The organism is Streptomyces sp. NPDC051555 (genome assembly GCF_044454405.1).
Lineage (GTDB): Bacteria > Actinomycetota > Actinomycetes > Streptomycetales > Streptomycetaceae > Streptomyces.
In genome coordinates, this window is the sequence record NZ_JBITDP010000028.1 from 17031 (window position 1) to 40094 (window position 23064).

Genomic DNA, 23064 nt, shown 5'->3' on the forward strand with positions numbered 1-23064 from the left:
CCGTCGCCGAAGGCCACCGCGCCGCCTGCGCCGACGCCCCCCTGCCGCCCGTGCGGACCCCCGCGCGGGGCGGGGCGGCCGCGCAACAAACGGGCTCCGGCCCCGCCGTCACGGCGGCTGCGGCTAGAGGTTGCCGCGCTTCTCCTGCTCGCGCTCGATCGCCTCGAACAGGGCCTTGAAGTTGCCCTTGCCGAAGCCCATGGAGCCGTGGCGCTCGATCATCTCGAAGAAGACGGTCGGCTTGTCCTGGACCGGCTTGGTGAAGATCTGCAGCAGGTAGCCGTCCTCGTCGCGGTCGACGAGGATCTTCAGCTCGCGCAGGGTCTCCACCGGCACCCGGGTCTCGCCCGCCCACTCGCCGAGGGTGTCGTAGTACGAGTCCGGGGTGTCGAGGAAGGCCACGCCGGCCGCGCGCATCGTCCGTACCGTCGAGACGATGTCGTTCGTCGCCAGCGCGATGTGCTGGACGCCCGCGCTGCCGTAGAACTCCAGGTACTCGTCGATCTGCGACTTCTTCTTCGCGATCGCCGGCTCGTTGATCGGGAACTTCACCTTCAGGGTGCCGTCCGCGACGACCTTCGACATCAGCGCCGAGTACTCGGTCGCGATGTCGTCGCCCACGAACTCCTTCATGTTCGTGAAGCCCATGACCTTGTTGTAGAAGGCGACCCACTCGTTCATGCGGCCCAGCTCGACGTTGCCGACGCAGTGGTCGATCGCCTGGAAGGTCCGCTTGGCCGGGCCCTCCACCAGGGGGGCGACGCTGACGAAGCCCGGCAGGTAGGGGCCGGTGTAGTTCGAGCGGTCGACCAGGGTGTGGCGGGTCTGGCCGTAGGTGGCGATCGCGGCCAGGACGACCGTGCCGTGCTCGTCCTTCAGCTCGTACGGCTCGTCCAGGCCGCGGGCGCCCTGCTCGACGGCGAAGGCGTAGGCGGCGCGGGCGTCCGGAACCTCGATCGCGAGGTCGATGACACCGTCGCCGTGCTCGGCGACGTGCTCGGCGATGAAGCGGCCGTGGTCGGTGGACGGCTTGATGACCGAGGTCAGGACGAAGCGCGCGGAGCCGTTGGTCAGGACGTAGCTCGCGGTCTCGCGGCAGCCGTTCTCCGGGCCGGAGTAAGCGACGAGCTTCATGCCGAAGGCCGTGGAGTAGAAGTGCGCGGCCTGCTTGGCATTGCCGACGGCGAAGACCACCGCGTCCATTCCCTTGACCGGGAAGGGGTCTGCCGTGCGGGCGGCGTCCGTGGCGTGATCGAGGGTCTCAGTCATGAGCGCAGAGTCCCGCCGAACCACAAGCTGCGCAATAGTTCGCATTTCCATTGCGCATATTGACCAGTGAGACCGCAGGATTGATGCAGCATCTGTACAGGATGACCAGCGAAGGGACACCCATGGCGATCGATCAATTGGACGGCAGGCTCATCGTGCTGCTCGCCCGGGAACCCCGGATCGGGGTCCTGGAGGCCTCGCGACGGCTCGGCGTCGCGCGCGGCACGGTACAGGCGCGTCTGGACCGGCTTCAGTCGAATGGCGTCATCCGCGGATTCGGTCCGCAGGTGGATCCGACGGCGCTCGGCTACCCGGTCACGGCCTTCGCCACGCTGGAGATCAAACAGGGGCAAGGCGCGGACGTACGGGCGCACTTGGCCGGGGTCCCGGAGGTTCTGGAGCTGCACACCACCACGGGCCACGGGGACATGCTGTGCCGGCTGGTGGCCCGTTCCAACGCGGACCTCCAGCGGGTGATCGACCGGGTTGTCGGATTTGATGGCATCGTGCGGGCTTCGACGGCAATTGTCATGGAGAATCCCGTACCCTTGCGGATCATCCCGCTGGTCGAACAGGCGGCCGAGGACGACTGACGACCGAGGGCGACTACGGGCGCTGTCCGCGACTGCCTGCGAATGCGGGCGATCGAGGGCGGCGGAGCCCGCACCGGGCCGACACGAAGGACGAGGTGACGCGGCGTGAGCTTCTGGTCCTACCTCTCCCACCGCCATCAGCAGCTGCTGACCGACGCCTTCCAGCACGCCAGCGCCGTCTTCCAGTGCATGGTGATCGCGACCGTGCTGGGCATCGCGATCGGCGTCCTGACCTACCGCAGCGGCTGGGCGGGCAACCTCGCCATCCTCTCCACCTCGACCGTGCTGACCGTCCCCTCGCTGGCCCTGCTCGGTCTGCTGATCCCGCTCGTCGGGCTCGGCGTCGCACCGACCGTGATCGCGCTGACCCTGTACGGGTTGCTGCCGATCGTCCGGAACTCGATCGTGGGGCTGCGGGGCGTCGACCCGGCCCTCGTCGACGCCGCCACCGGCATCGGGATGTCGCGCACGGCCCGGCTCCTGCGGGTCGAGCTACCGCTCGCCTGGCCGCCGATCCTGACCGGCATCCGGGTCTCCACGCAGATGCTCATGGGCATCGCCGCGATCGCCGCGTACGCCTCGGGCCCCGGGCTCGGCAACGAGATCTTCCGCGGGATCGCCTCGCTCGGCAGCGCCAACGCCATCAACCAGGTGCTGGCCGGGACCGTGGGCATCGTCATCCTCGCCCTGCTCTTCGACGCCGCGTACGTCCTGCTCGGTCGTCTCACCATCCCGAGGGGAATCCGTGTCTGAGCCGATCGAGACCACCGGCACGCCGTCGTCCGCATCGCCCGGATCCCCGCCCGGCTCCCCGGCCGGATCCCACGCCGGATCCTCGGCCGGTTCCCACGCCGGATCCTCGGCCTCCGGGGCGGCCATCCGGCTGGAGGAGCTCACCAAGCGCTACCCGGGCAACCCCAACCCCTCCGTGGACGGCGTCTCCATGGACATCAAGGCCGGCGAGACCGTCGTCTTCGTCGGCCCCTCGGGCTGCGGGAAGTCCACCACCCTCAAGATGATCAACAGGCTGATCGAGCCCAGCTCGGGCCGGATCCGGATCGGCGACGAGGACGTCACCGACATGGACCCGGTCAAGCTGCGGCGCAAGATCGGGTACGCGATCCAGTCGTCCGGGCTCTTCCCGCACATGACGGTCGCCGAGAACATCGCCCTCGTCCCCAAGATGGTCGGCTGGTCCAAGTCCCGGGTGAAGGACCGGGTCGAGGAGATGCTCGACCTGGTGGGCCTGGACCCGAGGGAGTTCCACGGCCGCTATCCGCGCCAGCTCTCGGGCGGCCAGCAGCAGCGCGTGGGCGTGGCCCGGGCACTGGCCGCCGACCCGCCCGTGCTGCTGATGGACGAGCCCTTCGGCGCGGTCGACCCGATCACCCGCGACCACCTCCAGGACGAGCTGATCCGGCTCCAGCACGAGCTGCACAAGACGATCGTCTTCGTCACCCACGACTTCGACGAGGCCATCAAGCTGGGCGACCGGATCGCGGTACTGCGCGAACGCTCGCACATCGCCCAGTTCGACACCCCCGAGGCGATCCTGACCAATCCGGCCGACGACTTCGTCTCCGGCTTCGTCGGCGCGGGCGCCGCCCTCAAGCGGCTCAACCTCACCCGGGTCCGGGAGGTCGAGATCGCCGACTTCCCCACGGTGACGGTCGACGACCCGCTCCAGCAGATCTTCAACAAGCTGCGCACCGGCCCGCACAACGAACTGTTGATGCTGGACCGGCGCGGGCGCCCCTACAAGTGGCTGCGGCGCGGCGACCTGATGCGCGCCAAGGGCTCCCTCGCGCGGGCGGGCCAGCTGGTGCACGACACGGTGACCCGGGACGCCACGCTGCACGACGCGCTGGAGGCGGTCCTGACGGACAGCGGCGGCCGGGTGGCGGTGACCGGACGGCGCGGGGAGTACATCGGCGTCGTCGACGTGGAGACCCTGATGAACTCCGTGCACGAGATGCTGGAGGCGGACCGGCTCGCGGCCGCCGAGCACCAGCACGACCTGGAGGAACTGCGCCACCACCGCACCGATCGAGAGCTGGAGGGTGGTGCGGAGCCCTCATGAGCACCGGGAAGTCACCGGTCCCCTCCCCCGAGCGCCCGCCGGGTGAGCACGAGGTCATGGGCCACGCCTTCCGCGACGAGGCGCTGATCGAGGATCCGCAGGAGGGGGCCGCGGAGCCGTCGGCCGCCGCGGCCCGGCCCCGGCGGCGGCGGATCACCTGGCCGCAGCTGGTCGTGCTGCCCACGGTGCTGGCCGTGGTGCTGCTGACGACGTACCTGTGGATCACCAACATCCACCTGGACACAATCGCCGAGAACTCCCTCAGCGGCGGGAACGTGGAACTGCGGCTGCGCCAGCACGTCCAACTGACCGCGATCTCCACCTTCTGGGTCCTGGTCATCGCGATCCCGCTGGGCATCGCGCTCACCCGGGGCGGGCTGCGCAGGGCGGCTCCCGTGGTCACCGCGATCGCCAACATCGGTCAGGCCACCCCGGCGATCGGCCTGTTGGCGCTGTTGGTGATCTGGCTGGGCATCGGGCCCTCGACCGCGATCATCGGGATGGTCGCCTACGCCGTGCTGCCGGTGCTCTCCAACACCGTGGCCGGGCTGCGGGCCATCGATCCCCAGCTGGTGGAGGCGGCGCGCGGGATCGGGATGTCCTCGCTGGGGACGCTGGGCAGGGTGGAACTGCCGCTCGCCGTCCCGCTGATCCTGGCGGGCGTACGGACGGCCCTGGTGCTCAACGTCGGCACGGCGGCCCTGGCCACCTTCGGCGGGGGCGGCGGCCTCGGCGACCTGATCACCTCGGGGATCCAGACGCAGCGGATGCCGGTGTTGGTGCTGGGGTCGGTGCTGACGGTGGCGCTGGCCCTGTTCGTGGACTGGCTGGCCTCGCTGGCCGAGACGGTCATGACGCCGCGCGGGCTGGAGGCGTAGATGGGTACGGGATCCGGCGCAGGGACGGGTGCGCGAGCGGGAGTACGGGTGGAAGCACGGGTGGGAGTACGGGTCGGGGTACGGGTCGGGGTGCGGTCCGCGCTCGCGGCGGCGGTGCTGCTGGCGGCGGTGTCGGGGTGCGGGCTCAAGAGCGGGTCGCCGCTGGTGGACGACGTGGTGCCCGGCTCGGTCGGGCAGGGACTCCCCCTCAAGGGCGCCTCCTTGACGGTCACCTCGAAGAACTTCAGCGAGAACATCGTCCTCGGCCAGATGATCGGGCTGATCTTCAAGGCCGCGGGGGCGGAGGTCCTCGACCGGACGAACCTGCCCGGCTCGATCAGCGCGCGCGAGGCGATCGTCAAGGGCGACGCGGACGCGATGTACGAGTACACGGGCACGGCCTGGATCACCTACCTCGGCAATGCCGAGCCGATCGACGACCCGCACGCGCAGTGGGAGGCGGTCCGCAAGGCGGACGTGAAGAACGGCGTGGCGTGGCTGCCGCAGTCGTCCCTCAACAACACCTACACGCTGGCGATCAGCAAGAAGAACAACGCCAAGTACCACCTGAAGACCATGTCGGACATGGCCAAGCTGGCCCGGGAGGACCCGGGTGCGGTGACGGTGTGCGTGGAGAACGAGTTCGCCTCGCGGGAGGACGGCCTGACGGGGATGGAGCGGGCCTACGAGATGAAGATCCCGGCGGGCAACGTGCGCAAGATGGACGCCGGGATCATCTACACGCAGGTGTCCAAGTCGGACTCCTGCCTGCTGGGCGAGGCCTTCACCACGGACGGCCGGATCAAGGCGATGGACCTGGACACGCTGACGGACGACCGGAGGTTCTTCCCCAACTACAACGCGGCCCCCGAGATCCACGCGAAGACGCTGGCCAAGTACCCGGTGATCGCGCAGCTGCTGGACCCGCTGACGCGCCGGCTCACGACGCGGGTGGCGCAGGACCTGAACGCGAAGGTGGACGTGGAGGGGCAGGACCCGCACGACGTGGCGAAGCAGTGGCTGATCGAGCAGGGGTTCATCAAGGAGGGCTGAGTTCCAAAGAAAGCTATGCAAAGAAGTCCTTGCAAAGGTCTCTTTGCAAGCCTAGAGTTGAGGCATGCCCGAGAACGCCGAGCCCCCGCAGCCCGCCGCCGAAGCCGAACCGTCCACGTCCCCCGAGCCGTCCACGTCCACCGAAGCGCCTTCCGCACCCAAGGTCCGCAATCTCGACGCGCACGCCCTGCGCGGGCTCGCCCACCCGTTGCGCATAAGACTGTTGGCCGCCCTCCGCCACAACGGCCCGGCCACCGCCTCCCAACTGGCCGAGCAGCTGGGCGAGTCCAGCGGCGCCACCAGCTACCACCTGCGCCAGCTCGCCGCCCACGGGTTCGTCGAGGACGCGCCCGAGCACGGCAAGGGGCGCGAGCGCTGGTGGCGGGCCTCCCATGAGGGCACGAGCTTCGACGAGACCATGGCGCACGACGCCGACCCGGCCACGCGCAGCGCGGCGGAGGTCTTCCTGCACGAGATCGCGACCATCCACGCGCAGGAGATGAACACCTGGCTCGGCACCTCCCACACCTGGTCGACGCAGTGGCGCCGGGGCGCGGACCTCAGCGACTTCACGCTGCGCCTGACCGCCGACCAGACGCACGAACTGATCCACAAGATGCACGACCTGATCAACAGTTACCGCGATCTGGGCCCCGCGGAAGAGACCGAGACGGTCCGCTTCCACACGCACGTCTTCCCCCGGACGTCCGACTAGGCCCGGCCCTGCTGGGTACCGGCCCTCCTCCCTGCATCTCCTGCACCTCCTGCACCACCTCCCGCACCACCCGCACGACCCCGGAAACCGATTGACCTGCATCCTGCCGCCGGAAAGAGTCCTGCCATGCCTTCCATGCCTGCCGCTCCTGTCCTCACGCACGCCCTGACGCCCGCCTTCACGCCCGCCGAGACCCACGCCGTCCTGCACACCGCCCGCACCGCCGAGCTGACCGCGGGGGCCGCCGAGGCCGCCGCCCGACGGGACGCCCTGGCCCACGCCCGGGAGGCCGACACCACTTCCATACCGGGCGTGCGCACCCTGCTCGGCAAGGCGCTCGTCGCCGCCGGGACGCGGCTCCTCGCCCACGGCCAGGGCTACGGCCAGGGCTCCGCACATCCGCACGCGGCATGAGCAGGCGCCCGTTCGCGGCGGTCCTGGTCGCCAACACCATCTCGATAGCCGGTAGTTCGCTCACCCTCATCGGCGTCCCGTGGTTCGTCCTCCAGACCACGGGCAGCGCGGGCCGGGCCGGGGTCGTGGCCTTCTGCGCCACCCTGCCCGTCATCGTGGCCGCCCTCGTCGGGGGGCCGGTCATCGACAGGATCGGCCGCCGCCGGGTCTCGGTGGTCTCGGACCTGATCTCCGCCCTCTCCGTCGCCACCATCCCCTTGCTGCACTACGCGGGGGCGCTGGACTTCTGGATGCTGTGCGCGCTGATGGCCGTCGGCGGGCTGGTGCACACCCCGGGACTGACCGCCCGCGGCGTGCTGCTGCCCGACCTCGCCGAGCACGCGGGCACCAGCCTCACGCGGGCCGCCGGGCTCTACGACGCGGTCTCGCGCGGGGCGCGGATGATCGGGGCCGCGCTGGCGGGCGTCCTCATCGCGTTCTTCGGGGCCGAGTCCGTCCTGCTGCTGGACGCGGCCACCTTCGGGGTCTCCGCACTGCTGGTCGGCGCGTTCCTGCGCGGGGTGCCGGCGGCCGAACCGCAGGGCCGGACCGGGTCGGTGTCCCTGGCGGGGTACCGGGCGGAGCTGGGCGAGGGGTGGCGGTTCCTCCTGGGGTCCCGGCTGCTGCTGGGGATCACCTTCATGGTCATGCTGACGAACGGCATCGACCAGGGGTGGGGCGCCGTACTGCTGCCGGTGCACGGCCGCGAGGCGCTCGGCGGGGCCACCGCGATCGGCCTGCTGATCTCCCTCTTCGGTGGCTCCGCGCTGCTGGGCGCGCTGCTCTACGGCGCCTGGGGCGACCGGCTCCCCCGGCGGCTGGTGTTCGCGGTGGCCTTCCTGCTCTGCGGGGCGCCGCGCTTCCTGGTGGCGGGCCTCACCGACACCACCCTGCCGCTCGCGGTGACGATGGCGCTGTCCGGGCTCGGGGCGGGTGTGCTCAACCCCGTCCTCACCACGGTGATCTACGAGCACGTGCCCGACGCACTGCGCAGCCGGGTGGCGGGCGTGACCACGGCGGGCTGTGAACTGACCATGCCGCTCGGCGGACTCGCCGCCGGCCTGCTGGTGGACGGCTGGGGCATCGGCCCGGCCCTGCTGCTCTTCGGTGGGGCCTACCTGTTGACGACCCTCGCCCCGCTGGTCTTCCCGGCCTGGCGGGCGATGGAGAGGCCGCCGATCAGCAGGACGGAACCGGCTCCCCGAGGTTCAGTGCCCGCAGATCGTTCACCGCTTCCGTCAGGGTCGTGACGGGGATCAGGCGCAGCCCTTCGGGGAGTTCGGACTTGGCGTCCGAGCACTCGGCCTTGGGCACGAGGAAGACGGTCGCACCGTCCCGCGCGGCGGCCTGGGTCTTGAGCGCCACGCCCCCGACCGCGCCGACCGTGCCGTCGGCGGTGATCGTGCCCGTACCGGCGATGTTGCGGCCGCCGGTGAGGTCGCCGCCCTTCCCGTCGCCGTCGAGCTTGTCGACGATGCCGAGGGAGAAGAGCAGCCCGGCACTGGGGCCGCCGACGTCGGCGAGGTTGAGGTCGACCTTCACCGTGTCGGGGCTCTTGTGGAGGAAGCCGAGCGCGGCCTGGGCGGCGGCCGACTGCGACTTGGTCATTTCCTCCAGGTTGTGCGCGGTGATCTCCTTGTCGCTGCCGCCCGTCGGGTAGACCGCTTCCTTGGGCATGACCGCACGGTCCGTCCGGAACCAGTTGTCGACCAGCTCGGCCAGGCTGACCGTGCTGGACGGGCCGGTGGCCAGGATCGTGGTCATCCGCAGGTGCCCGCTGGTCTCCCGGGTCGGCGCGCCCGTGACCGTGATCACGGGCTTGCCGTCCTTCGCCCCGAGCACGTCCGTGGTCAGGCCCGGACTCGCGAGGATGAACGGCAGCGGCGCCAGGGCGGCCACGCCGAACAGGGCGAGCAGGGGCGCGGCGCAGACGGCCAGGGCGGCGGGACGCGACATGCGTGTGAGGCGAGAGAGCACCCGGCCAATCTAGCCGCCGGGCGCCCGCTCCGGCTCAGCGCAGCGCGTCGGCGACCTCGCGGGCCGCGTCCACGACCCGCGGACCGACCCGTTCGGGCACGGCGTCGGCGAGCATCACGACGCCCACGCTGCCCTCCAGGCCCGTGATGCCCACCAGGGGCGCGGCAGCGCCGCTGGCGCCCGCTTCCAGCTCCCCGTGGGTCAAGGTGTACCCGGGGTCGATCAAGGAGCCCTGACGGGCGGCCAGGATCGCCCGGCCCGCGGCACCGCGGTCCAGCGGGTGGCGGAAGCCCGCCCGGTAGGCGACGTGGTAGTCGGTCCAGGTGGGTTCCACGACGGCCACGGCGAGCGCCTCGGTCCCGTCGACGAGGGTCAGGTGCGCGGTGGCCCCTATGTCCTCGGCGAGGGAGCGGAGCGCCGGCAGGGCCGCCTCGCGCACGAGCGGGTGGACCTGACGTCCCAGCCGCAGTACGCCGAGCCCGACGCGGGCGCGGCCGCCGAGGTCACGGCGGACCAGGGCGTGCTGCTCCAGCGTGGCGAGGAGGCGGTAGACCACGGTGCGGTTGACACCGAGGCGGTTGGACAGCTCGGTGACGGTCAGACCGTGGTCGGTGTCGGCGAGCAGTTTGAGGACTCTGAGCCCTCTGTCGAGAGTCTGGGAGGTTTCCGCGGTCACGACGCCTCTCCCTCTTTCGGTGAGCGGCGGTGACTCTCGCGGGGTGGAGCGCTGCCGTATCCCTTCGGCGACGCACGGAGAGGCCGCCGGTACAAACCATGGCACCGGCTGCGCTCCCGCGGCGGCACTGCCACGGGGCGTTCATTGCGGGGACAGTAGCGAGCGGGTCCGCTCAGCGGAAGGGCTCGTCCAGAATCCGGGCGCCTACTACCCGTATATACCGGTTCGCTCCGGGCCCCTGTGCCAAGTCGTGACCTACCCCGCGGTAAAAGCTGTTTAAAGAACGATTAGTCTGAGCGCGTTCAAAAATGTTGGGGGTGGAGACGGGCAGTCATGCCCGGAGCCACACGGGAGGGATTACACACCAATGAACCTGAAGCGCATGGCCGTCGTGGCCGCCGCAGCCGTGGTCGGTCCGACGGTCCTCATGGCCACGCCGGCGATGGCCGACGAGGTCAAGAACACCGCGGTCACGACCCCGGACACCGACCTCACGAAGGACGCCGCCCCGGTGGCGGACAAGACGGACAAGGCCGAGACCCCGGCCCCCGTCGTCCCGGTCACCCCGCCGGTCGTCCCGGCCCCGATCGTGCCCGCGCCGGTCGTTCCGCCGGTCGCCGACGGCAAGGTGCCGGCTCCGGCGCCGCTGCCCGGCGACGAGGACGAGATCGCCGCCCCGGGCCCGAAGCTGGGCCTGAAGGGCGTCCCGTCCTCCTTCAAGGCGGGTGGCGACTGGTCCGGATTCAAGGTCACCGTCGACAACGACGGCAAGACCCAGAAGAGCTACGTCCTCGTCCTGGCCGTCGCCGACGAGAACGCCAAGCTGAAGACCAAGGACGTCCAGGTCCAGGTCCTGGTCGGCGGCACCTGGCACACGGCCGAGATCATCTCCGAGGGTGGCACCCCCGTCGCCCTGCTGACGGACGACATCAACCTCCCGAAGGGCACCACGGAGCTCTCCGTCCGCGTCCGCTTCGGTGCGAACGCCCCGGTCGGCGAGATCCTCTTCGCCGCCTCCGGCGGTAGCAACCTCGACGAGGACATCTGGTCCGACACGGCCATCGAGTACTCGAAGATCTCCCGCGGCACCAACGGCGGTGGCAACACCGGCGGTGACCACGGCAACGGGAACACCGGTGGCAACACCAACAACCCGAAGCCGGACGGTGGCACCACCACCCCGGTCGTCGACCACAACAACGGCGGCAACAACACCGGCAGCAACAACGCCGGTGGCGAGCTCGCCGAGACCGGCGCCGACGCCGCCACCTCCTGGGCCCTCGGTGGCGCGGGCGTGGCCCTCGCCATGGGCGCAGCCCTGGTCGCGGGCACCGGCCGTCGCCGTCGCCAGACCGCGTAACACCCGCCCCTCGGGGCGACGGTGAACGGACGGGGCCCGTGCGCGACAAGCGCACGGGCCCCGTCCTGCGTCTGCGGGCTCACCGCCGGGTCATCACTCCCGGGTCATCGCTCCCGGGTCAGGACCGCCGGGTCACCGCATCTTGGTGGCCCACTCCTGCACCTTCTTGATCCGCTCGCGCAGCTGCCCCGCCGTCGCCTCCGCGCTCGGCGGCCCGCCGCACACCCGCCGCAGCTCGGTGTGGATGACCCCGTGCGGCTTGCCGCTCTGGTGGACGTACGCGCCCACCATCGTGTTCAGCGACTTGCGCAGCTCCAGCAGCTCCTTGTGCGAAACGACGGGACGCCGCTCGGCCGGCAGCTCCAGCAGGTCCGCCTCGGAGTCGGGCTTGCGACGGCTGTGCGCGATCTGCCGGGCCTGGCGCTTGTGCAGCAGCAGCTGGACCTGGTCCGGCTCCAGCAGCCCGGGGATGCCCAGGTAGTCCTGTTCCTCCTCGCTGCCCGGGTGCGCCTGCATCCCGAACTCCGCGCCGTCGAAGAGCACCCGGTCGAAGACCGCGTCGGACTCCAGCGCCTCGAAGGACATCTGCTCCTCGTCGCCGGTGTCCTCGTCCTCCTGCCGGTTCGCCTCCTCCATCTCCTTCTCGGAGTCGGCGTAGGGGTCTTCCTCCCCCTGCTTCTTCGGCTTGTCGAGGACGTGGTCGCGCTCGACCTCCATCTCGTTGGCGAAGCCGAGGAGGTAGGGGATCGTGGGAAGGAACACGGAGGCGGTCTCGCCGCGCCTGCGCGAACGCACGAAGCGTCCGACGGCCTGCGCGAAGAACAGCGGGGTCGAGATCGTCGTCGCGTACACACCGACCGCGAGCCGCGGTACGTCGACGCCCTCGGACACCATCCGGACCGCGACCATCCAGCGGCTGCCGTCCTCGCTGAAGGTGTCGATCCGCTTCGAGGCGCCCGTGTCGTCGGAGAGGACGACGGTCGCCTTGGTCCCGGTGATCTCCCGGATCAGCTTGGCGTACGCGCGCGCCGACTCCTGGTCGGCGGCGATCACCAGCCCGCCCGCGTCCGGGATGCCCTTCCTGACCTCGGTCAGGCGCCGGTCGGCGGCGCGCAGCACGTTCGGCATCCAGTCGCCGCGCGGGTCCAGCGCGGTGCGCCAGGCCTGCGAGATGGCGTCCTTGGTCATCGGCTCGCCCAGCCGGGCGGCGATCTCGTCGCCCGCCTTGGTGCGCCAGCGCATGTTGCCGCTGTAGGACATGAAGATCACGGGGCGGACGACGCCGTCGGCGAGCGCGTTGCCGTAGCCGTAGGTGTAGTCGGCGCTGGAGCGCCGGATCCCGTCGTTCCCCTCCTCGTACGTGACGAAGGGGATCGGGTTCGTGTCGGACCGGAAGGGCGTACCGGTCAGCGCGAGCCGCCGGGTGGCCGGGTCGAAGGCCTCCAGGCACGCCTCGCCCCAGGACTTCGAGTCACCGGCGTGGTGGATCTCGTCGAGGATCACGAGGGTCTTGCGCTGCTCGCACCGGTTGCGGTGCAGCATCGGCCGTACGCCGACACCCGCGTAGGTGACGGCGACGCCGTGGTAGTCCTTGCTGAGCGGCCCCGCCGAGTAGTCGGGGTCGAGGCGGATCCCTATCCGGGCGGCCGCCTCCGCCCACTGCTTCTTCAGGTGCTCGGTGGGCGCGACGACGGTCACCTGCTGCACGACGTGGTGGTGCAGCAGCCAGGAGGCCAGGGTCAGCGCGAAGGTGGTCTTGCCCGCGCCGGGGGTCGCGACGGCCATGAAGTCGCGCGGCTGGGTTTCGAGGTATCGGGTGAGCGCACCCTCCTGCCAGGCACGCAGCTTGCTGGCGGTACCCCACGGCGCACGGCCGGGGAAGGCGGGAGAGAGGTGGTGGGAGGCGGTAGTAGTCACGGTCTCCGGTTCGGGCTCTCGGGGGCGTATCGACGTACGTATCCGTTACGGGCAGCGATACGGACGGCGGGACGGCAATACGCGCGGCGAAACGGGCGGCAGGCTGTCGTACGTAGGACAACCGTGCCACCTTACCGGCCCCCGCCGGAGGCCGCGGAAGGGACAGGCCCGTGACCTCGGCGGGTGCGGCGAGCGTCACACTCCGCGGGTCAGCGGGCGAACCTGGGCAACTGAGCGGCGATCTTGGGTACGTCCAGGGACCCTTGGCAGACGTCCAGCACGAAGCGCTCGGCCTCATCGACGTCGAAACCGGCGTCCAGGGGGTGGCCGTTCATGTGGAGGAAGACCCAGGTCGCGTACCAGGCGATCCGCTTGTTGCCGTCCACCAGGCTGTGGTTGCGCGCGAGCGATTCCATGAGCGCGGCGGCCTTCTCCCAGATGTCCGGGTAGGCGTCCTGCCCGAACACGCTCGACTGGGGGCGCGCGAGCGCGGAGTCGAGCAGCCCGTAGTCGCGCACCTCGCTGGTCCCGAGCCGCTCCGCGAGGTTCAGCACCTCGGGCAGGGTCAGGAAGCGGGTCACGCAAGTCTCCGGTTCAGCTCACCGCTGACCTTCAGGACGTGCTCTGCCGCCTCGTTGAACAGCCGGGAGTGCTCGTTTACGGCTCTGATCACCGCCTCGTGTGCGAAGGACTGCATACTGCGGCCTTCCGCCTCGGCGCGCTCGCGCAAGGCGTCCAGCTCTTCTTCGGTGAACCTGACGTTGAGACCAGCCATGAGCCGATGGTACCGCGTGGTACCAGACCGTGTCAGCTGGCTTTCGCGGCCGGGGCAGGAGGGGTCGTGAGCCGGGTCGCGACCCAGGCCCCCACCAGCGCCACCACGGCCATCGGCAGGAAGACCGCCACGAACGCACCCGGGTGGGAGGCCCCGGAGCCGGCGGACCCGACGGCCTCGGTCACCGCGTGCGCGGCCCCGACGGACCCGCCGCCCAGCGCGGCGAAGGCGGCCCCTCCCAGGGCCAGCAGCACCACGTTGGCGAGGGCGTCGGAGATCTGCAGGGCGGCCGAGTTGGCGCCCGCCTCCTCCGGCGGCGACAGCCGGAGCAGCAGCACGCTGGTCGGGCCGATCACCAGCCCCATGCCGAGGCACCCCACGCCCCAGACGAGGGCCAGCGTCCAGACGGGCACCGCCTCGATCAGGACGGCCGGCGCGGCGGCGATGGAGAACGCCACCATCACCATCCCGGACACCATCAGCCGCTCCCGGTACGGCACGACCCGCGCCTTGGACTGCACCCAGGAGCCCAGCGCCCAGGTGGCCCCGCCCAGGGCCAGCGAGAACCCGGCCAGCGTCGGGCTCAGCCCGCGCTGGGTCACCAGCATCAAGGGCAGGAAGCTCTCGGCGCCGATGAACGCACCGCCCGCCAGACCGCGCAGCAGCACCACGGCCGGCAGCCCGCGCCGAGCCAGGTACGTCCCGCGCGGCATCAGCCCGCGCACGGCCGGCACGAGCAGCGCGCAGCCCACGAGGGCGGGCACGAGCGAGAGCCAGCGCAGGTCCTGGGCGGCGTACTGGAGCAGCCCGGCGCCCAGCGAGATCCCGAAGGCGAGCCGGATCCGGCGCCGGTCGAAGGACCGCGGCGCGGCGCCCTTGTCGACGGGACCGCCCGCGGTCCGCCGGATCTCCGGCAGCGCGACCAGCAGCGGGACGATCACCATGGCCGGGATCCCGAGGAACACCCAGCGCCAGCCGACGTGCTCGGTGACGGTCCCGGAGATCAGCGGACCGATGATGGACGGCACCACCCAGCCGGCGGCGAAGGCCGCCATGATGGCGGGGCGCAGCCGCTCGTCGTAGGCCCGCCCGACGACCACGTACAGCGCGACGATCACCAACCCGCCGCCGAGGCCCTGCACGGCCCGGCCGAGCACGAACAGCCACATCGAGGCGGCCGTCCCGGAGAGCACCAGCCCGGCGGCGAACGCCCCGATCCCGCTGGTGAGCGCCCCGAGCGGGCCGCTGCGGTCGGACCACTGGCCGGCCAGGACCATGCCGAAGAGGCTGGTGGTGAAGTAGGAGGAGAACGCGAAGGCGTAGAGGCCGATCCCGTCGAGCTCGCGGGCGGCGACGGGCATGGCCGTACCGACGGCGGTGGCCTCGAAGGCGATGATGAAGACGACCGAGATGATCCCGATGCTGAGCATCCGGTGCGCCGAGCCCATGATCCCGCCGCCGGGGGCGGCTGCCACGGCGGCGGGCAGGTCGTCGGGTATCCGGGGGGTCTCCGGTGCACGGGGTTCGAGGACGCTCATCGCCCCAGAGTAAGGGGCATTTCCGGACTTCGGCCCTGTCAATACGACCGATATTCACCTCCGCCCAGAGCCCTAGGCCCAGCGGCCGGAACCCGGCCGGGCGACCTGTTGTGAACGGGACATGGCAGTCGCATTGCGTCCGCCCCGATCCCCTTCCCCCGCCTCCCCCGACCCTCGTACGGTCGTCCCATCTCCACCACAGCCGTGTGCCCGAGTGGTTGAGGGACTCGCCTGCAAAGCGAGTTACGCCGGTTCGATTCCGGTCACGGCTTCTGCTGTGTGCGCAGCAAGGACGAAGGGCGGCACCCCGCGAGGGGCGCCGCCCTTCGCTCGTCCGCGCCGCCCGTCTCAGACCTCGCAGCGCAGCTGCTGGCGCGCGGCGTCGAAGTACTGCCTCATCAGCCGCCCCAACACCCGCCGGTCGTCGGCGGCCGGTCGCCCGCTGATCTTCAGCTCCACCTCGAACGGGTCCTCCGGCCGCCGCCGGCAGGTGAACCCGACCACCGCCCCGTCCGACCACACCCGCCCCTGGGTCCCGAAGCCCAGCGGCTCCCGCCCGTCCGCGCTCCCGGGATCGTGCCCGGGCCCGGGCCCGGCCCCGGCATCCTGCTCGGCCGCGCTGAGCAGGGTCCCGCCGTCCACCGGCGGCCGCTTGGCCTCCGCCAGGAACCGGCCCTCGCCGTCCACCTCGACCCGACAGGTCGCGATCTGGTTCTCCCGGGCGAGTACGAAGCCCCCCGACACGTTCAGCGTGCCCTCGTCGCCGTCCCCCACGACCCGGGCCAGATCCGCCGGCTCGAAGGCCCCCCAGCACCCCTCCTCGGGCAGCGCGACCCCACCCGCCCCCACGAGCCCCGCACCCCCGCCGCACCCACTGAGCACCACGAAACCGACAGCGACTGCCCCGACACTCAGGAGCCCTCTACGACCGCGTCGCCGCAACACCTCGGGAGCCGCCTTTCCTCAAGCCGAGGCCCCCACCGGACCACCTGCGGCCCATCTTGACGCCCCCACCCCACCCGATCCAGCCCCCAATTCCTGCCACTCGCGTCAGCCGGTCAGGCCCCCACCGCCGGTGCAGTTGAGCTCCGCCGCCACCGCGCGCGCCGCGGAACGCGCAATCGTGAGGTAAGCCGTCGCGAGCTTTCCGTCGTCGTCGCTCCTGCTCCACTGGTTCTCGAAGGTGACGTCGATCCGCAACGGAGCCTCGGCGGTCGAGCCCAGGGCCGGGCTGACACAGTCGAAGGCCACGCCACCCGCCTTCTCCCGCCGAGACTCACGGACCCCCTTCTCAGCACCGCTGGGCACGCCGCCCCCGGGGTCCGCACCGTGGCCGATCACGGACATCCGGATCTCGGCCGACCTGCCCGAGCCCACCTGCCCGGTGACGACGCACGGAGCCACGACCGTCCCTTTGCCTCCGGACCCGGCTCGATACGCCGCCTCCAACTGCTCGGCCATGGTGGAGGCGCTTACGGCGTGTTCGTCGTCCCGCCGCATGTACGAGGACTGCAGGACCCTGCTCAGTGCCTCCGCGCCCGCCGCGTCGAAGAGCCCGGGACACGACTGCGCGATGTCCACGGTCATGCTCGACTCCTTCCCCGACTTCGAGGTCGAAGCCGCGGGCGAAGGCGAACCGTCCGACGTGCACGCCGCGAGCAGCACCGCGGCCACCGGCATCCCCAGGATCCCCGCCAACCTGCTCGCCCGCGTACTCCTCGCCCGTCCCCTCGTCACGTGTGCGCCCTGTCTTCCCGTCGATGCCGATACCGCCGTACACCGGTCAGTCTCGCCGCCCGGCCGCCGAGCACCTAGGACGTACCGGCAGCCGTTGCCACCAGGTCACGACCCACGGAGTGGGCGTTCTTGCTCTCCTTCGAGGCCGATCCGGCAAGCACGTCGACATCCCCTGCGGAGAGGCCCGACCCCTTGGCCGCATGGCGCACCGCGTTCTCTGCGGCCCCGCTTACCGCCTGCTCCGAGTCCGCGTAGAGCTGGGAGACCCGCCGTTGCGTGTCGAGTGTCTTCGCCTCGCCCTTCTTCTCCGCGTCTTCGGTGTAGCCCTCCGTGACATCCTCCTGCACCCACCCGACGACGTCGCCGGCGATCGGTACGAGCTCCAGGTACTTGCCACCCGCCGCACTGATACCGCGGTTGATCCACTTGGCGTTGTCCTCGACGCCCTTGGCGTATTCAGCGTTGCTGTGAGCCGTCTCAGCGTGCAGGTTCTGGGCTCTGGCCTCCGCCATCATCCCCGCGATCTGGCCTCCGGGGTGGACCGCGACCTCAATAGCCGCGTCCGGATGCCCGTAGGTCTCCTGGTGGGCAATGACGTCATGGACGAGGACTGCGGTGAACGCTTGGTTGGCATTCGTGACCGCACCGTAGGCGTCCGGGTCCTGCGCCACTGCCCCCAGGAACCTCGCCACGTCCGACCGTCCGAAGTCCGCCATTTCGCCGCTCACTCGGATCTGCTTGCCGCCGTTCTCGGCGGAGGCCTGCATGTCCGGCATGTACTCGGCGGCCATCTGACCGAAGTGAGCCGAAAGGCCGCTGAGCGGGCCTTCCTCGCCCCCCGCCGCCACCAGTGCCGGCTTGTCGCCGATCTTCTCGACCACCCGTTCCATGACGTCGACCATGCCCTGCGTGTGCGGCACCGGCTTCGCGTCCTCGTCGCCGGTCGCGCGGCCCGAGACGGCCGCTTCGAGGGCGCCGCCCAGCGCTTCCTGGGCCGGGTGGGGGTCACCGGTGCGCGTCACGTCGAAGCCGTCCGCGTACGGCTGCTTGTCGAGCATGTAGTCCACCATGCCGCGCGCCTTGCCGTGCTGCCCGCCGACCGCCTTGTCGGCCGTGGTGACGATCCCGTCGCCGTTGCTGTCCTGGCGGACGGGCTCGTTGAAGAAGGCCGTCGCCGCGTCCGGGTTGTTGCCGAGCGCCTCCATCAGGCCCGTCAGCGGGTAGAAGCCGCGCCCGTCCCCGTCCCCGTGGCTGAGGACGACGTCCGGACTCATCGGCGCGTTGTGTTCCCAGGCCTTGGGGTCCTTGGCATCCATCGCGACCATGTCCCGGCCGACCGACGTCAGGAACTCCTTGTCGTACGAGCCCTCGCGCAGCAGCGCCCCGAGCGCCTGGTAGCCGTAGACCTTCTGCGTCAGGCCGACGTCCAGCTCCTTGTGCCCGGCCTTCATCAGCTGCGTCGTCCACGCGGCGTCGAGGTGGTTCGGTACGTCCTTGTGCGTGGCCAGGCCGAGCATCGCGCCCAGGTCGCTCTGGATGTTGCCGACCATGCCGGTGCGGTCCGCGCCCGCGGGGCCGAGCATGCTGGAGTCCAGCGACATCTTCGCGTACATCTGGAGCGTCGCTTCGGGACCCACCTGGCGGTAGAAGCCCGTCGCGAACTCGGGGTCCTCGCGGTTGTCGTCGAGCAGGTCCTCCAGCTCGCGCAGCGCCTCGACGTTGCGGGCCGTACCGCCCGCGCCGGTCACCTTCTTCATCAACTCGGCCGCGCGATCGACCTGTTCGGCGTCCAAGGTCGTGTACTTCGGCGTCGTGAAGTTCTGGTCGTCCGTGACGTTGGCCCGCAGGACCCGCCCCAGCGAGTCGTCGGCGTCCGCGCAGTCCTCGACCGCGCGGTCGACCTGCGCCTGCCAGGCATCGCGGTGCTCGCGCACGAGCTGCTGGTAGTCGGGGTCGTGCTGGACGGCGTACCGCTCCTTGGCGTCCGCGATCGGTACGGGGGTGACGCGCCCGGTGGCGTCGACCTGGAAGCCGGCCGCCGGGGCGTCCACGTCCACGATCTTCTTGAGCTGGTCCCGGGCCGCCGTGAAGGTGGCGTGCCCGTCCGACAGCGCGAGGTGGACGCCCTGCGCCTCCTTGGCGGCGTCGTCGAACTCCTTCGCGGTCTTGGCCACGAAGGGCTTCGTCACGTCCGCGTTGACGCCCTTCCAGTCGGCCTTGTCCGCCTTGGCCTTCATCCCGGTACGGGCCGACTCGGCCAGCTCCGCCAGCTTCGTGGCCATGGCGCCCCAGTCCTGGACGGCGGTCCGGAGCTGCTCCAGCGGGGCGTTCATCACGTTCTCGAACGTCAGCACGTGCCTACGTCGCCTTCCTACGGGCCTACTTGAGGAGTTCGCTGACCTTCGAGGCGGAGAGCGTGGCCACGAGGTCCGCCTCTTCCTTGTCGTGGGAGGCCACGGTGTAGTCCAGGTGGTTTGAGATGTTCGCGCAGGCCGCGACGAGCACCTTGAGCTGGGAACTCCAGCGGTCGTGCACCTTCAGCAGGGCCGCGCCGCTGGTGAAGTTGTGGTTGGTGAGGGCGATGGACGCCTCGAAGGTCGCCGCGCGGGCGTGGTCGCCGTCGCGCGAGAGCCGTTCGTGCAGGGCGTACGCGTCGCTGCCGACCGCGCCGAGATCGTCATTGGCGATGCGCAGGTCCGCGGGGCCTCCAGGGCTGCCGGGGACGTGGTTGAGGCGCACGGCGGCGCGTGCGGAGGACCACTCCTGTTCGAAGGACATCCGGTCCGGTGCTCCTAGGGTCGGTTGGTGCGCCTGACAACGACTGCGGTGACGGCGCCGCCTATCAGCAGGCACGCGCCCAGCCCGATGGCGATCCAGGCCCCCGTCCCGAGCCCACCACTGCCCTCCGCGGCCGTGGGCACGGGGGTCGCCTTCTCCACCGGCGCCTTCGCCGGCGGGGAGGACGCCGCGCCCTTCGGCGCGGCGGCGGCCAGGTCGGGCAAGGGGTACACGTCGGCCGGACCGGGATCCCCGGGGGTCGAGAGCGCGACGCGGGGGCGGACGACGCCGTACCCGATGTAGTCGTTGCGCTCGACGCCGTCGCGGGGCTTGCCGGAGGTGTTGAGCAGGACCCGCAGCACCTGGTTGTTGGTCCAGTCGGGGTGCGCGGACCAGAGGAGGGCGGCGGAGGCGGATGTTAGGGCGGTGGCGTCGCTCGTGCCGGAGGTCTTGCACAAGCCGGTCTTACCGCCACAGCCAGAGACGATGTCATCACCAGGTGCGGAGATATCGACCTGGGCGCCATATTGCGACGCCTTACTGGCATTGGCGTTCTTGTCGACTGAGCCGACACCGACTACGCCAGGGGTGCCAGCCGGAAAGTCCACCGTGGTGGTGCCATCATTCCCCACAGCAGCGAAGATCAATTTGCCCCTGCCCAGAGCGTACTTCACTGCTTCTCGGAGCTCCGGGCTGTCACTCACGCCTGACATGGAGATGTTGACAACCTTGGCTTCCGAGTCTGCCGCGTGCCGGATGCCCTTGATAAACCCCTCGTTCTGGGTCTCCCCGCCCCCACCCTCCGAGATGCGGATCGGAAGGATTTTGGCCCCTGGCGCGAGGCCATATGAGCCATCACCGTCGGGACCTGCACCCGTGCCAGCGATCATCGATGCCATCGTTGTGCCGTGACCGCTGTAGTCATCACGCTCGTTGCCCTTGGAGAGCCTGGCGAAGTTGGCGCCAGCCACGACTTGTCCAGCCAGCTCGGGAAGCTCACCGACACCACTGTCGATCACCGCAACAGTGATCCCCTTGCCCGTGCTGACCTTCCACATCTCCTCGGCCTTCATGGAGTCGAGATGCCATTGCATGGACCGGATGGTCTCCGCGTGGGCCGGAGTCGCGGCGACTCCGGCCAACAGGAGGCCCATCAGGACCGACGTGCCCTTCCGCATGCGCATCTCGTGCAGTGTCCCGTTCGCTCAGTCGATCACCGGCGGGACAACACGACGGTTGCCCTGCCAGGTCTCTTCGTCTTCGGCCAGGTAGTCCGGGCGCTCGCCCGACTGGTCGTTGCGCTTCTTGCCACCGGTACGGGCACCCGCACCGCCATGACCCATGGCGCCGCCGACACCGCCGGCCGCACCACCACCCTGGTTGCGCACGAGACCCGAACCGCCCTGGGTGAACGGCTTCCCGCCCGTCGTCGAACGGCCACCCGCACCCGGCTGGCGGCCACCGACCACACCGCCGGGCTCACTGGCCAGCCGACGCCCGGCGGCCGAACCACCCTGACCGCCAGCGCCGCCCATGCCACCGGCACCACCCATGCCACCGGCCATCCCTCGACCCGCCATACCGCCTTCGTTTCCGATGACCGTACCGCGCGGGATCGAGGACTTCGGACCGCTGGCCGAGACCGGTCGGCCGCCCGTGATGCCGGCATCGCGCGGCGGAAGGCCCGCGACGCCGCCGACCTTGCCGCCAGGAGCAGACGTGCCCGGGAAGGCCCCGCCGGGGCCGACGCCACCCACCGGCGTACGGCCGCCACCGGCTCCGCCGATGCCGCCGCCGGGCGTGGTCATTCCCCCGATCGGGGGAAGCGCCACGGGCGGGAGTGCACTTCCGGGGCCCACGCCACCCGGCCCACCGGGCCCGACGCCACCAGGCGTCCCGGGCAGCTGGGTGACCGGCCTGTCCGGCAGCGTGCCGACCGTGTTCAGGTCCACGTTCACATTGCGATCGGGGAGGGTCTGTCCTTGCGTCTGACCCGGGCCAGGCCCCGTCGTCGACGGCAAGGTGTGGTCCTGCGGCTCCTGATGGCTCGGAACGTGCTGCGGATCCGAAGATGATTCCTTGGCGCGATCCGGTGCGACATAGGCATCTCCGGAAGATCCACTACGTGACGCCCCTCCGCCCGGGCGCTGGATCTCGACCGAGGTGTCGTCACGACCACCCGCCGGCACGAAAGTAGCCGGCGGCGGCGGAAACGTAGGCGGCACCGCCGCGTTCATCTGCGTCGTCGACGACTCGTACGACTGCGCCAGCTTCGTCATCTGCTGGACCGCTTCGGTGTGGTCGCCGTTGAGCTTCGAGAAGGCCGTCTGGCCCATCTCCCGCGAGTCCGGGTCGTTGTGGAAGTCCTTCGACGCCTGGAGGTTGTCCGCCGCCGCCGTGTCGTACTTCGGCATGCTCGCCTTGACCTCGACGATCGTCTGCGCCGCGTCGATCATCCATTTGCCGCCGGTCTTGCTGTACTGGCCCAGCAGCAGCGTCGCGTTGCCCGCGGTGTTGACCCACTCCTCGAAGTCCTGGGCGGCCTTGCCCTCCCAGCCCTCCACGCGGTAGTTCTTCAGGTCGTTGCCGATCTTCGTGATCGTCTCCTCGGCCTGCTGCAACAGCACGCCGCGCGACCTCACCGTCTCGGAGTTGACCGGCGCCAGCATCGCCAGGAGTTCCTTGTGCGAGTAGCCCTCGAAATTGGTCGCCATTACATCCCACCCCCCGAAGTGCTTCCGTTGCCGTTGCCCGGGTGACCCGACGCCGCGGCCGCAGCGGCCGCCGCCTTCTCGGCCTCGGCCTTGTGGGTGTCCAGCTTCGGGTCGTACCAGCCCTGCGCCTCGGTGTTCAGCTTCCGCATCCGGGCCTTGACCTCGGCGTCGACGTTCTCGTAGCCGAGGCGCGAGGACTCCACCGCGATGCCCAGGGCCTCGATCTGGACGCCCAGCGCCTTCGAGAGGGTCTCCAGCTCGCTGCGGACCTTGTTGTACGCCGTGAAGAGGCCGTCCGCCTCGGGGAATCCGTGGCCGAGGTCGGTCTTGCCCAGCGTGCCCTCGGCGATCTTGCCGTGGTCGGCCTGCGAGCCCTTGAGCTGCGTCAGCAGCGCGTCCACGCGCTGCTTGTACTTGACCATCGACTCGTGTTCGACGAACAGCGCCGGCGCCTGGGCGGCGATCATCACCTGGTTCGCCGCGACCATTGCCGGTCCGACGAACGGGATCGCCGCGATCACATTCTTGTCCACGTCCTCTGCCACGATGGC

The 23064-nt window shown here is 70.5% G+C and carries 23 protein-coding genes and 1 tRNA gene; 10 read left to right on the forward strand and 14 right to left on the reverse strand.

Annotated elements, in window-relative coordinates; genetic code table 11:
• Positions 1–123: 123 nt before the first annotated feature.
• On the reverse strand, positions 124–1269 hold the full coding sequence (hppD, locus tag ACIBEA_RS36935; RefSeq protein WP_399267590.1) for a 4-hydroxyphenylpyruvate dioxygenase: 1146 nt from the start codon (positions 1267–1269) through the stop codon (positions 124–126).
• A 122-nt stretch (positions 1270–1391) separates the two neighbouring features.
• Between hppD and ACIBEA_RS36940 the strand changes: the two genes are divergently transcribed.
• The 8 genes from ACIBEA_RS36940 to ACIBEA_RS36975 all read left to right on the forward strand — a co-directional run bounded on the left by ACIBEA_RS36940 (position 1392) and on the right by ACIBEA_RS36975 (position 8291).
• Positions 1392–1862 carry an Lrp/AsnC family transcriptional regulator gene (locus tag ACIBEA_RS36940; RefSeq protein WP_354384435.1) on the forward strand — a complete coding sequence of 157 codons (471 nt, stop codon included), beginning with the start codon at positions 1392–1394 and terminating at the stop codon, positions 1860–1862.
• Positions 1863–1967: 105 nt separating this feature from the next.
• Positions 1968–2615, forward strand: coding sequence for an ABC transporter permease (locus tag ACIBEA_RS36945; protein WP_399267591.1), 648 nt, complete (start codon positions 1968–1970; stop codon positions 2613–2615).
• A gap of 124 nt (positions 2616–2739) precedes the next feature.
• Positions 2740–3942: an ABC transporter ATP-binding protein gene (locus tag ACIBEA_RS36950; RefSeq protein ID WP_399267661.1), complete on the forward strand. Its 1203-nt coding sequence runs from the start codon at positions 2740–2742 to the stop codon at positions 3940–3942.
• Positions 3939–4820 (forward strand): ABC transporter permease, encoded by an 882-nt coding sequence (locus ACIBEA_RS36955; RefSeq protein WP_399267592.1) that lies wholly within the window; start codon positions 3939–3941, stop codon positions 4818–4820. Before ACIBEA_RS36950 ends, ACIBEA_RS36955 begins: the two co-directional genes overlap by 4 nt.
• Before the next feature lie 90 nt (positions 4821–4910).
• Positions 4911–5873 carry a glycine betaine ABC transporter substrate-binding protein gene (locus tag ACIBEA_RS36960; protein ID WP_399267663.1) on the forward strand — a complete coding sequence of 321 codons (963 nt, stop codon included), beginning with the start codon at positions 4911–4913 and terminating at the stop codon, positions 5871–5873.
• Between the two features lie 64 nt (positions 5874–5937).
• A complete protein-coding gene (locus ACIBEA_RS36965; RefSeq protein ID WP_399267593.1) occupies positions 5938–6588 on the forward strand; it encodes an ArsR/SmtB family transcription factor in 651 nt (216 codons plus the stop codon).
• A gap of 126 nt (positions 6589–6714) precedes the next feature.
• A complete protein-coding gene (locus ACIBEA_RS36970; RefSeq protein WP_399267594.1) occupies positions 6715–7002 on the forward strand; it encodes a hypothetical protein in 288 nt (95 codons plus the stop codon).
• The gene (locus ACIBEA_RS36975) at positions 6999–8291 is read left to right on the forward strand and encodes an MFS transporter (protein ID WP_399267595.1); all 1293 of its coding nucleotides are present in this window, start codon (positions 6999–7001) and stop codon (positions 8289–8291) included. The genes ACIBEA_RS36970 and ACIBEA_RS36975 overlap by 4 nt, the downstream gene beginning before the upstream one ends.
• Here the strand turns inward: ACIBEA_RS36975 and ACIBEA_RS36980 are convergent.
• Positions 8221–8997: a S16 family serine protease gene (locus ACIBEA_RS36980; RefSeq protein WP_399267596.1), complete on the reverse strand. Its 777-nt coding sequence runs from the start codon at positions 8995–8997 to the stop codon at positions 8221–8223. The genes ACIBEA_RS36975 and ACIBEA_RS36980 overlap by 71 nt on opposite strands.
• Positions 8998–9052: 55 nt before the next feature.
• Positions 9053–9694 (reverse strand): helix-turn-helix domain-containing protein, encoded by a 642-nt coding sequence (locus tag ACIBEA_RS36985; protein WP_354384399.1) that lies wholly within the window; start codon positions 9692–9694, stop codon positions 9053–9055.
• Between the two features lie 367 nt (positions 9695–10061).
• Between ACIBEA_RS36985 and ACIBEA_RS36990 the strand changes: the two genes are divergently transcribed.
• Positions 10062–11054: a hypothetical protein gene (locus ACIBEA_RS36990; RefSeq protein WP_399267597.1), complete on the forward strand. Its 993-nt coding sequence runs from the start codon at positions 10062–10064 to the stop codon at positions 11052–11054.
• 132 nt (positions 11055–11186) lie between these two features.
• Here the strand turns inward: ACIBEA_RS36990 and ACIBEA_RS36995 are convergent, their stop codons facing one another.
• The 4 genes from ACIBEA_RS36995 to ACIBEA_RS37010 form a co-directional block, all read right to left on the reverse strand.
• Positions 11187–12971: a DEAD/DEAH box helicase gene (locus tag ACIBEA_RS36995; RefSeq protein ID WP_399267598.1), complete on the reverse strand. Its 1785-nt coding sequence runs from the start codon at positions 12969–12971 to the stop codon at positions 11187–11189.
• A 209-nt stretch (positions 12972–13180) separates the two neighbouring features.
• Positions 13181–13552, reverse strand: a complete 372-nt coding sequence (locus ACIBEA_RS37000; protein ID WP_399267599.1) for a type II toxin-antitoxin system death-on-curing family toxin — start codon at positions 13550–13552, stop codon at positions 13181–13183.
• Positions 13549–13746 (reverse strand): plasmid mobilization protein, encoded by a 198-nt coding sequence (locus tag ACIBEA_RS37005; protein WP_030769667.1) that lies wholly within the window; start codon positions 13744–13746, stop codon positions 13549–13551. The genes ACIBEA_RS37000 and ACIBEA_RS37005 overlap by 4 nt, the downstream gene beginning before the upstream one ends.
• A 32-nt stretch (positions 13747–13778) precedes the next feature.
• Positions 13779–15284 (reverse strand): MFS transporter, encoded by a 1506-nt coding sequence (locus ACIBEA_RS37010; protein ID WP_399267600.1) that lies wholly within the window; start codon positions 15282–15284, stop codon positions 13779–13781.
• Between the two features lie 200 nt (positions 15285–15484).
• On the opposite strand from ACIBEA_RS37010, the gene ACIBEA_RS37015 reads away from it, so the two are divergent.
• Positions 15485–15556 (forward strand) — tRNA-Cys (locus ACIBEA_RS37015).
• 76 nt (positions 15557–15632) lie between these two features.
• Here the strand turns inward: ACIBEA_RS37015 and ACIBEA_RS37020 are convergent.
• The 7 genes from ACIBEA_RS37020 to ACIBEA_RS37050 all read right to left on the reverse strand — a co-directional run bounded on the left by ACIBEA_RS37020 (position 15633) and on the right by ACIBEA_RS37050 (position 23058).
• Positions 15633–16133, reverse strand: coding sequence for a hypothetical protein (locus ACIBEA_RS37020; protein ID WP_399267601.1), 501 nt, complete (start codon positions 16131–16133; stop codon positions 15633–15635).
• 201 nt (positions 16134–16334) lie between these two features.
• Positions 16335–16871, reverse strand: a complete 537-nt coding sequence (locus tag ACIBEA_RS37025) for a hypothetical protein (protein ID WP_399267602.1) — start codon at positions 16869–16871, stop codon at positions 16335–16337.
• A 224-nt stretch (positions 16872–17095) separates the two neighbouring features.
• The gene (locus tag ACIBEA_RS37030; RefSeq protein WP_399267603.1) at positions 17096–19375 is read right to left on the reverse strand and encodes a hypothetical protein; all 2280 of its coding nucleotides are present in this window, start codon (positions 19373–19375) and stop codon (positions 17096–17098) included.
• A gap of 25 nt (positions 19376–19400) precedes the next feature.
• Positions 19401–19799 (reverse strand): hypothetical protein, encoded by a 399-nt coding sequence (locus ACIBEA_RS37035; RefSeq protein WP_399267604.1) that lies wholly within the window; start codon positions 19797–19799, stop codon positions 19401–19403.
• A gap of 14 nt (positions 19800–19813) precedes the next feature.
• The gene (gene mycP, locus ACIBEA_RS37040; protein ID WP_399267605.1) at positions 19814–20983 is read right to left on the reverse strand and encodes a type VII secretion-associated serine protease mycosin; all 1170 of its coding nucleotides are present in this window, start codon (positions 20981–20983) and stop codon (positions 19814–19816) included.
• 21 nt (positions 20984–21004) lie between these two features.
• Positions 21005–22468 carry a hypothetical protein gene (locus tag ACIBEA_RS37045; RefSeq protein WP_399267606.1) on the reverse strand — a complete coding sequence of 488 codons (1464 nt, stop codon included), beginning with the start codon at positions 22466–22468 and terminating at the stop codon, positions 21005–21007.
• Between the two features lie 44 nt (positions 22469–22512).
• Positions 22513–23058, reverse strand: a complete 546-nt coding sequence (locus ACIBEA_RS37050) for a hypothetical protein (protein ID WP_399267607.1) — start codon at positions 23056–23058, stop codon at positions 22513–22515.
• Positions 23059–23064 lie beyond the last annotated feature (6 nt).

Excerpts from the sequence above, each read along its gene's own strand:
- hppD (WP_399267590.1), bottom strand. The coding sequence starts at position 1,269 with ATGACTGAGACCCTCGATCACGCCACGGACGCCGCCCGCACGGCAGAC.
- ACIBEA_RS36940 (WP_354384435.1), top strand. The coding sequence starts at position 1,392 with ATGGCGATCGATCAATTGGACGGCAGGCTCATCGTGCTGCTCGCCCGG.
- ACIBEA_RS36955 (WP_399267592.1), top strand. The coding sequence starts at position 3,939 with ATGAGCACCGGGAAGTCACCGGTCCCCTCCCCCGAGCGCCCGCCGGGT.
- ACIBEA_RS36965 (WP_399267593.1), top strand. The coding sequence starts at position 5,938 with ATGCCCGAGAACGCCGAGCCCCCGCAGCCCGCCGCCGAAGCCGAACCG.
- ACIBEA_RS36970 (WP_399267594.1), top strand. The coding sequence starts at position 6,715 with ATGCCTTCCATGCCTGCCGCTCCTGTCCTCACGCACGCCCTGACGCCC.
- ACIBEA_RS36975 (WP_399267595.1), top strand. The coding sequence starts at position 6,999 with ATGAGCAGGCGCCCGTTCGCGGCGGTCCTGGTCGCCAACACCATCTCG.
- ACIBEA_RS36980 (WP_399267596.1), bottom strand. The coding sequence starts at position 8,997 with ATGTCGCGTCCCGCCGCCCTGGCCGTCTGCGCCGCGCCCCTGCTCGCC.
- ACIBEA_RS36990 (WP_399267597.1), top strand. The coding sequence starts at position 10,062 with ATGAACCTGAAGCGCATGGCCGTCGTGGCCGCCGCAGCCGTGGTCGGT.
- ACIBEA_RS37005 (WP_030769667.1), bottom strand. The coding sequence starts at position 13,746 with ATGGCTGGTCTCAACGTCAGGTTCACCGAAGAAGAGCTGGACGCCTTG.
- ACIBEA_RS37010 (WP_399267600.1), bottom strand. The coding sequence starts at position 15,284 with ATGAGCGTCCTCGAACCCCGTGCACCGGAGACCCCCCGGATACCCGAC.
- ACIBEA_RS37025 (WP_399267602.1), bottom strand. The coding sequence starts at position 16,871 with ATGACCGTGGACATCGCGCAGTCGTGTCCCGGGCTCTTCGACGCGGCG.
- ACIBEA_RS37035 (WP_399267604.1), bottom strand. The coding sequence starts at position 19,799 with ATGTCCTTCGAACAGGAGTGGTCCTCCGCACGCGCCGCCGTGCGCCTC.
- mycP (WP_399267605.1), bottom strand. The coding sequence starts at position 20,983 with ATGCGCATGCGGAAGGGCACGTCGGTCCTGATGGGCCTCCTGTTGGCC.
- ACIBEA_RS37045 (WP_399267606.1), bottom strand. The coding sequence starts at position 22,468 with ATGCTGGCGCCGGTCAACTCCGAGACGGTGAGGTCGCGCGGCGTGCTG.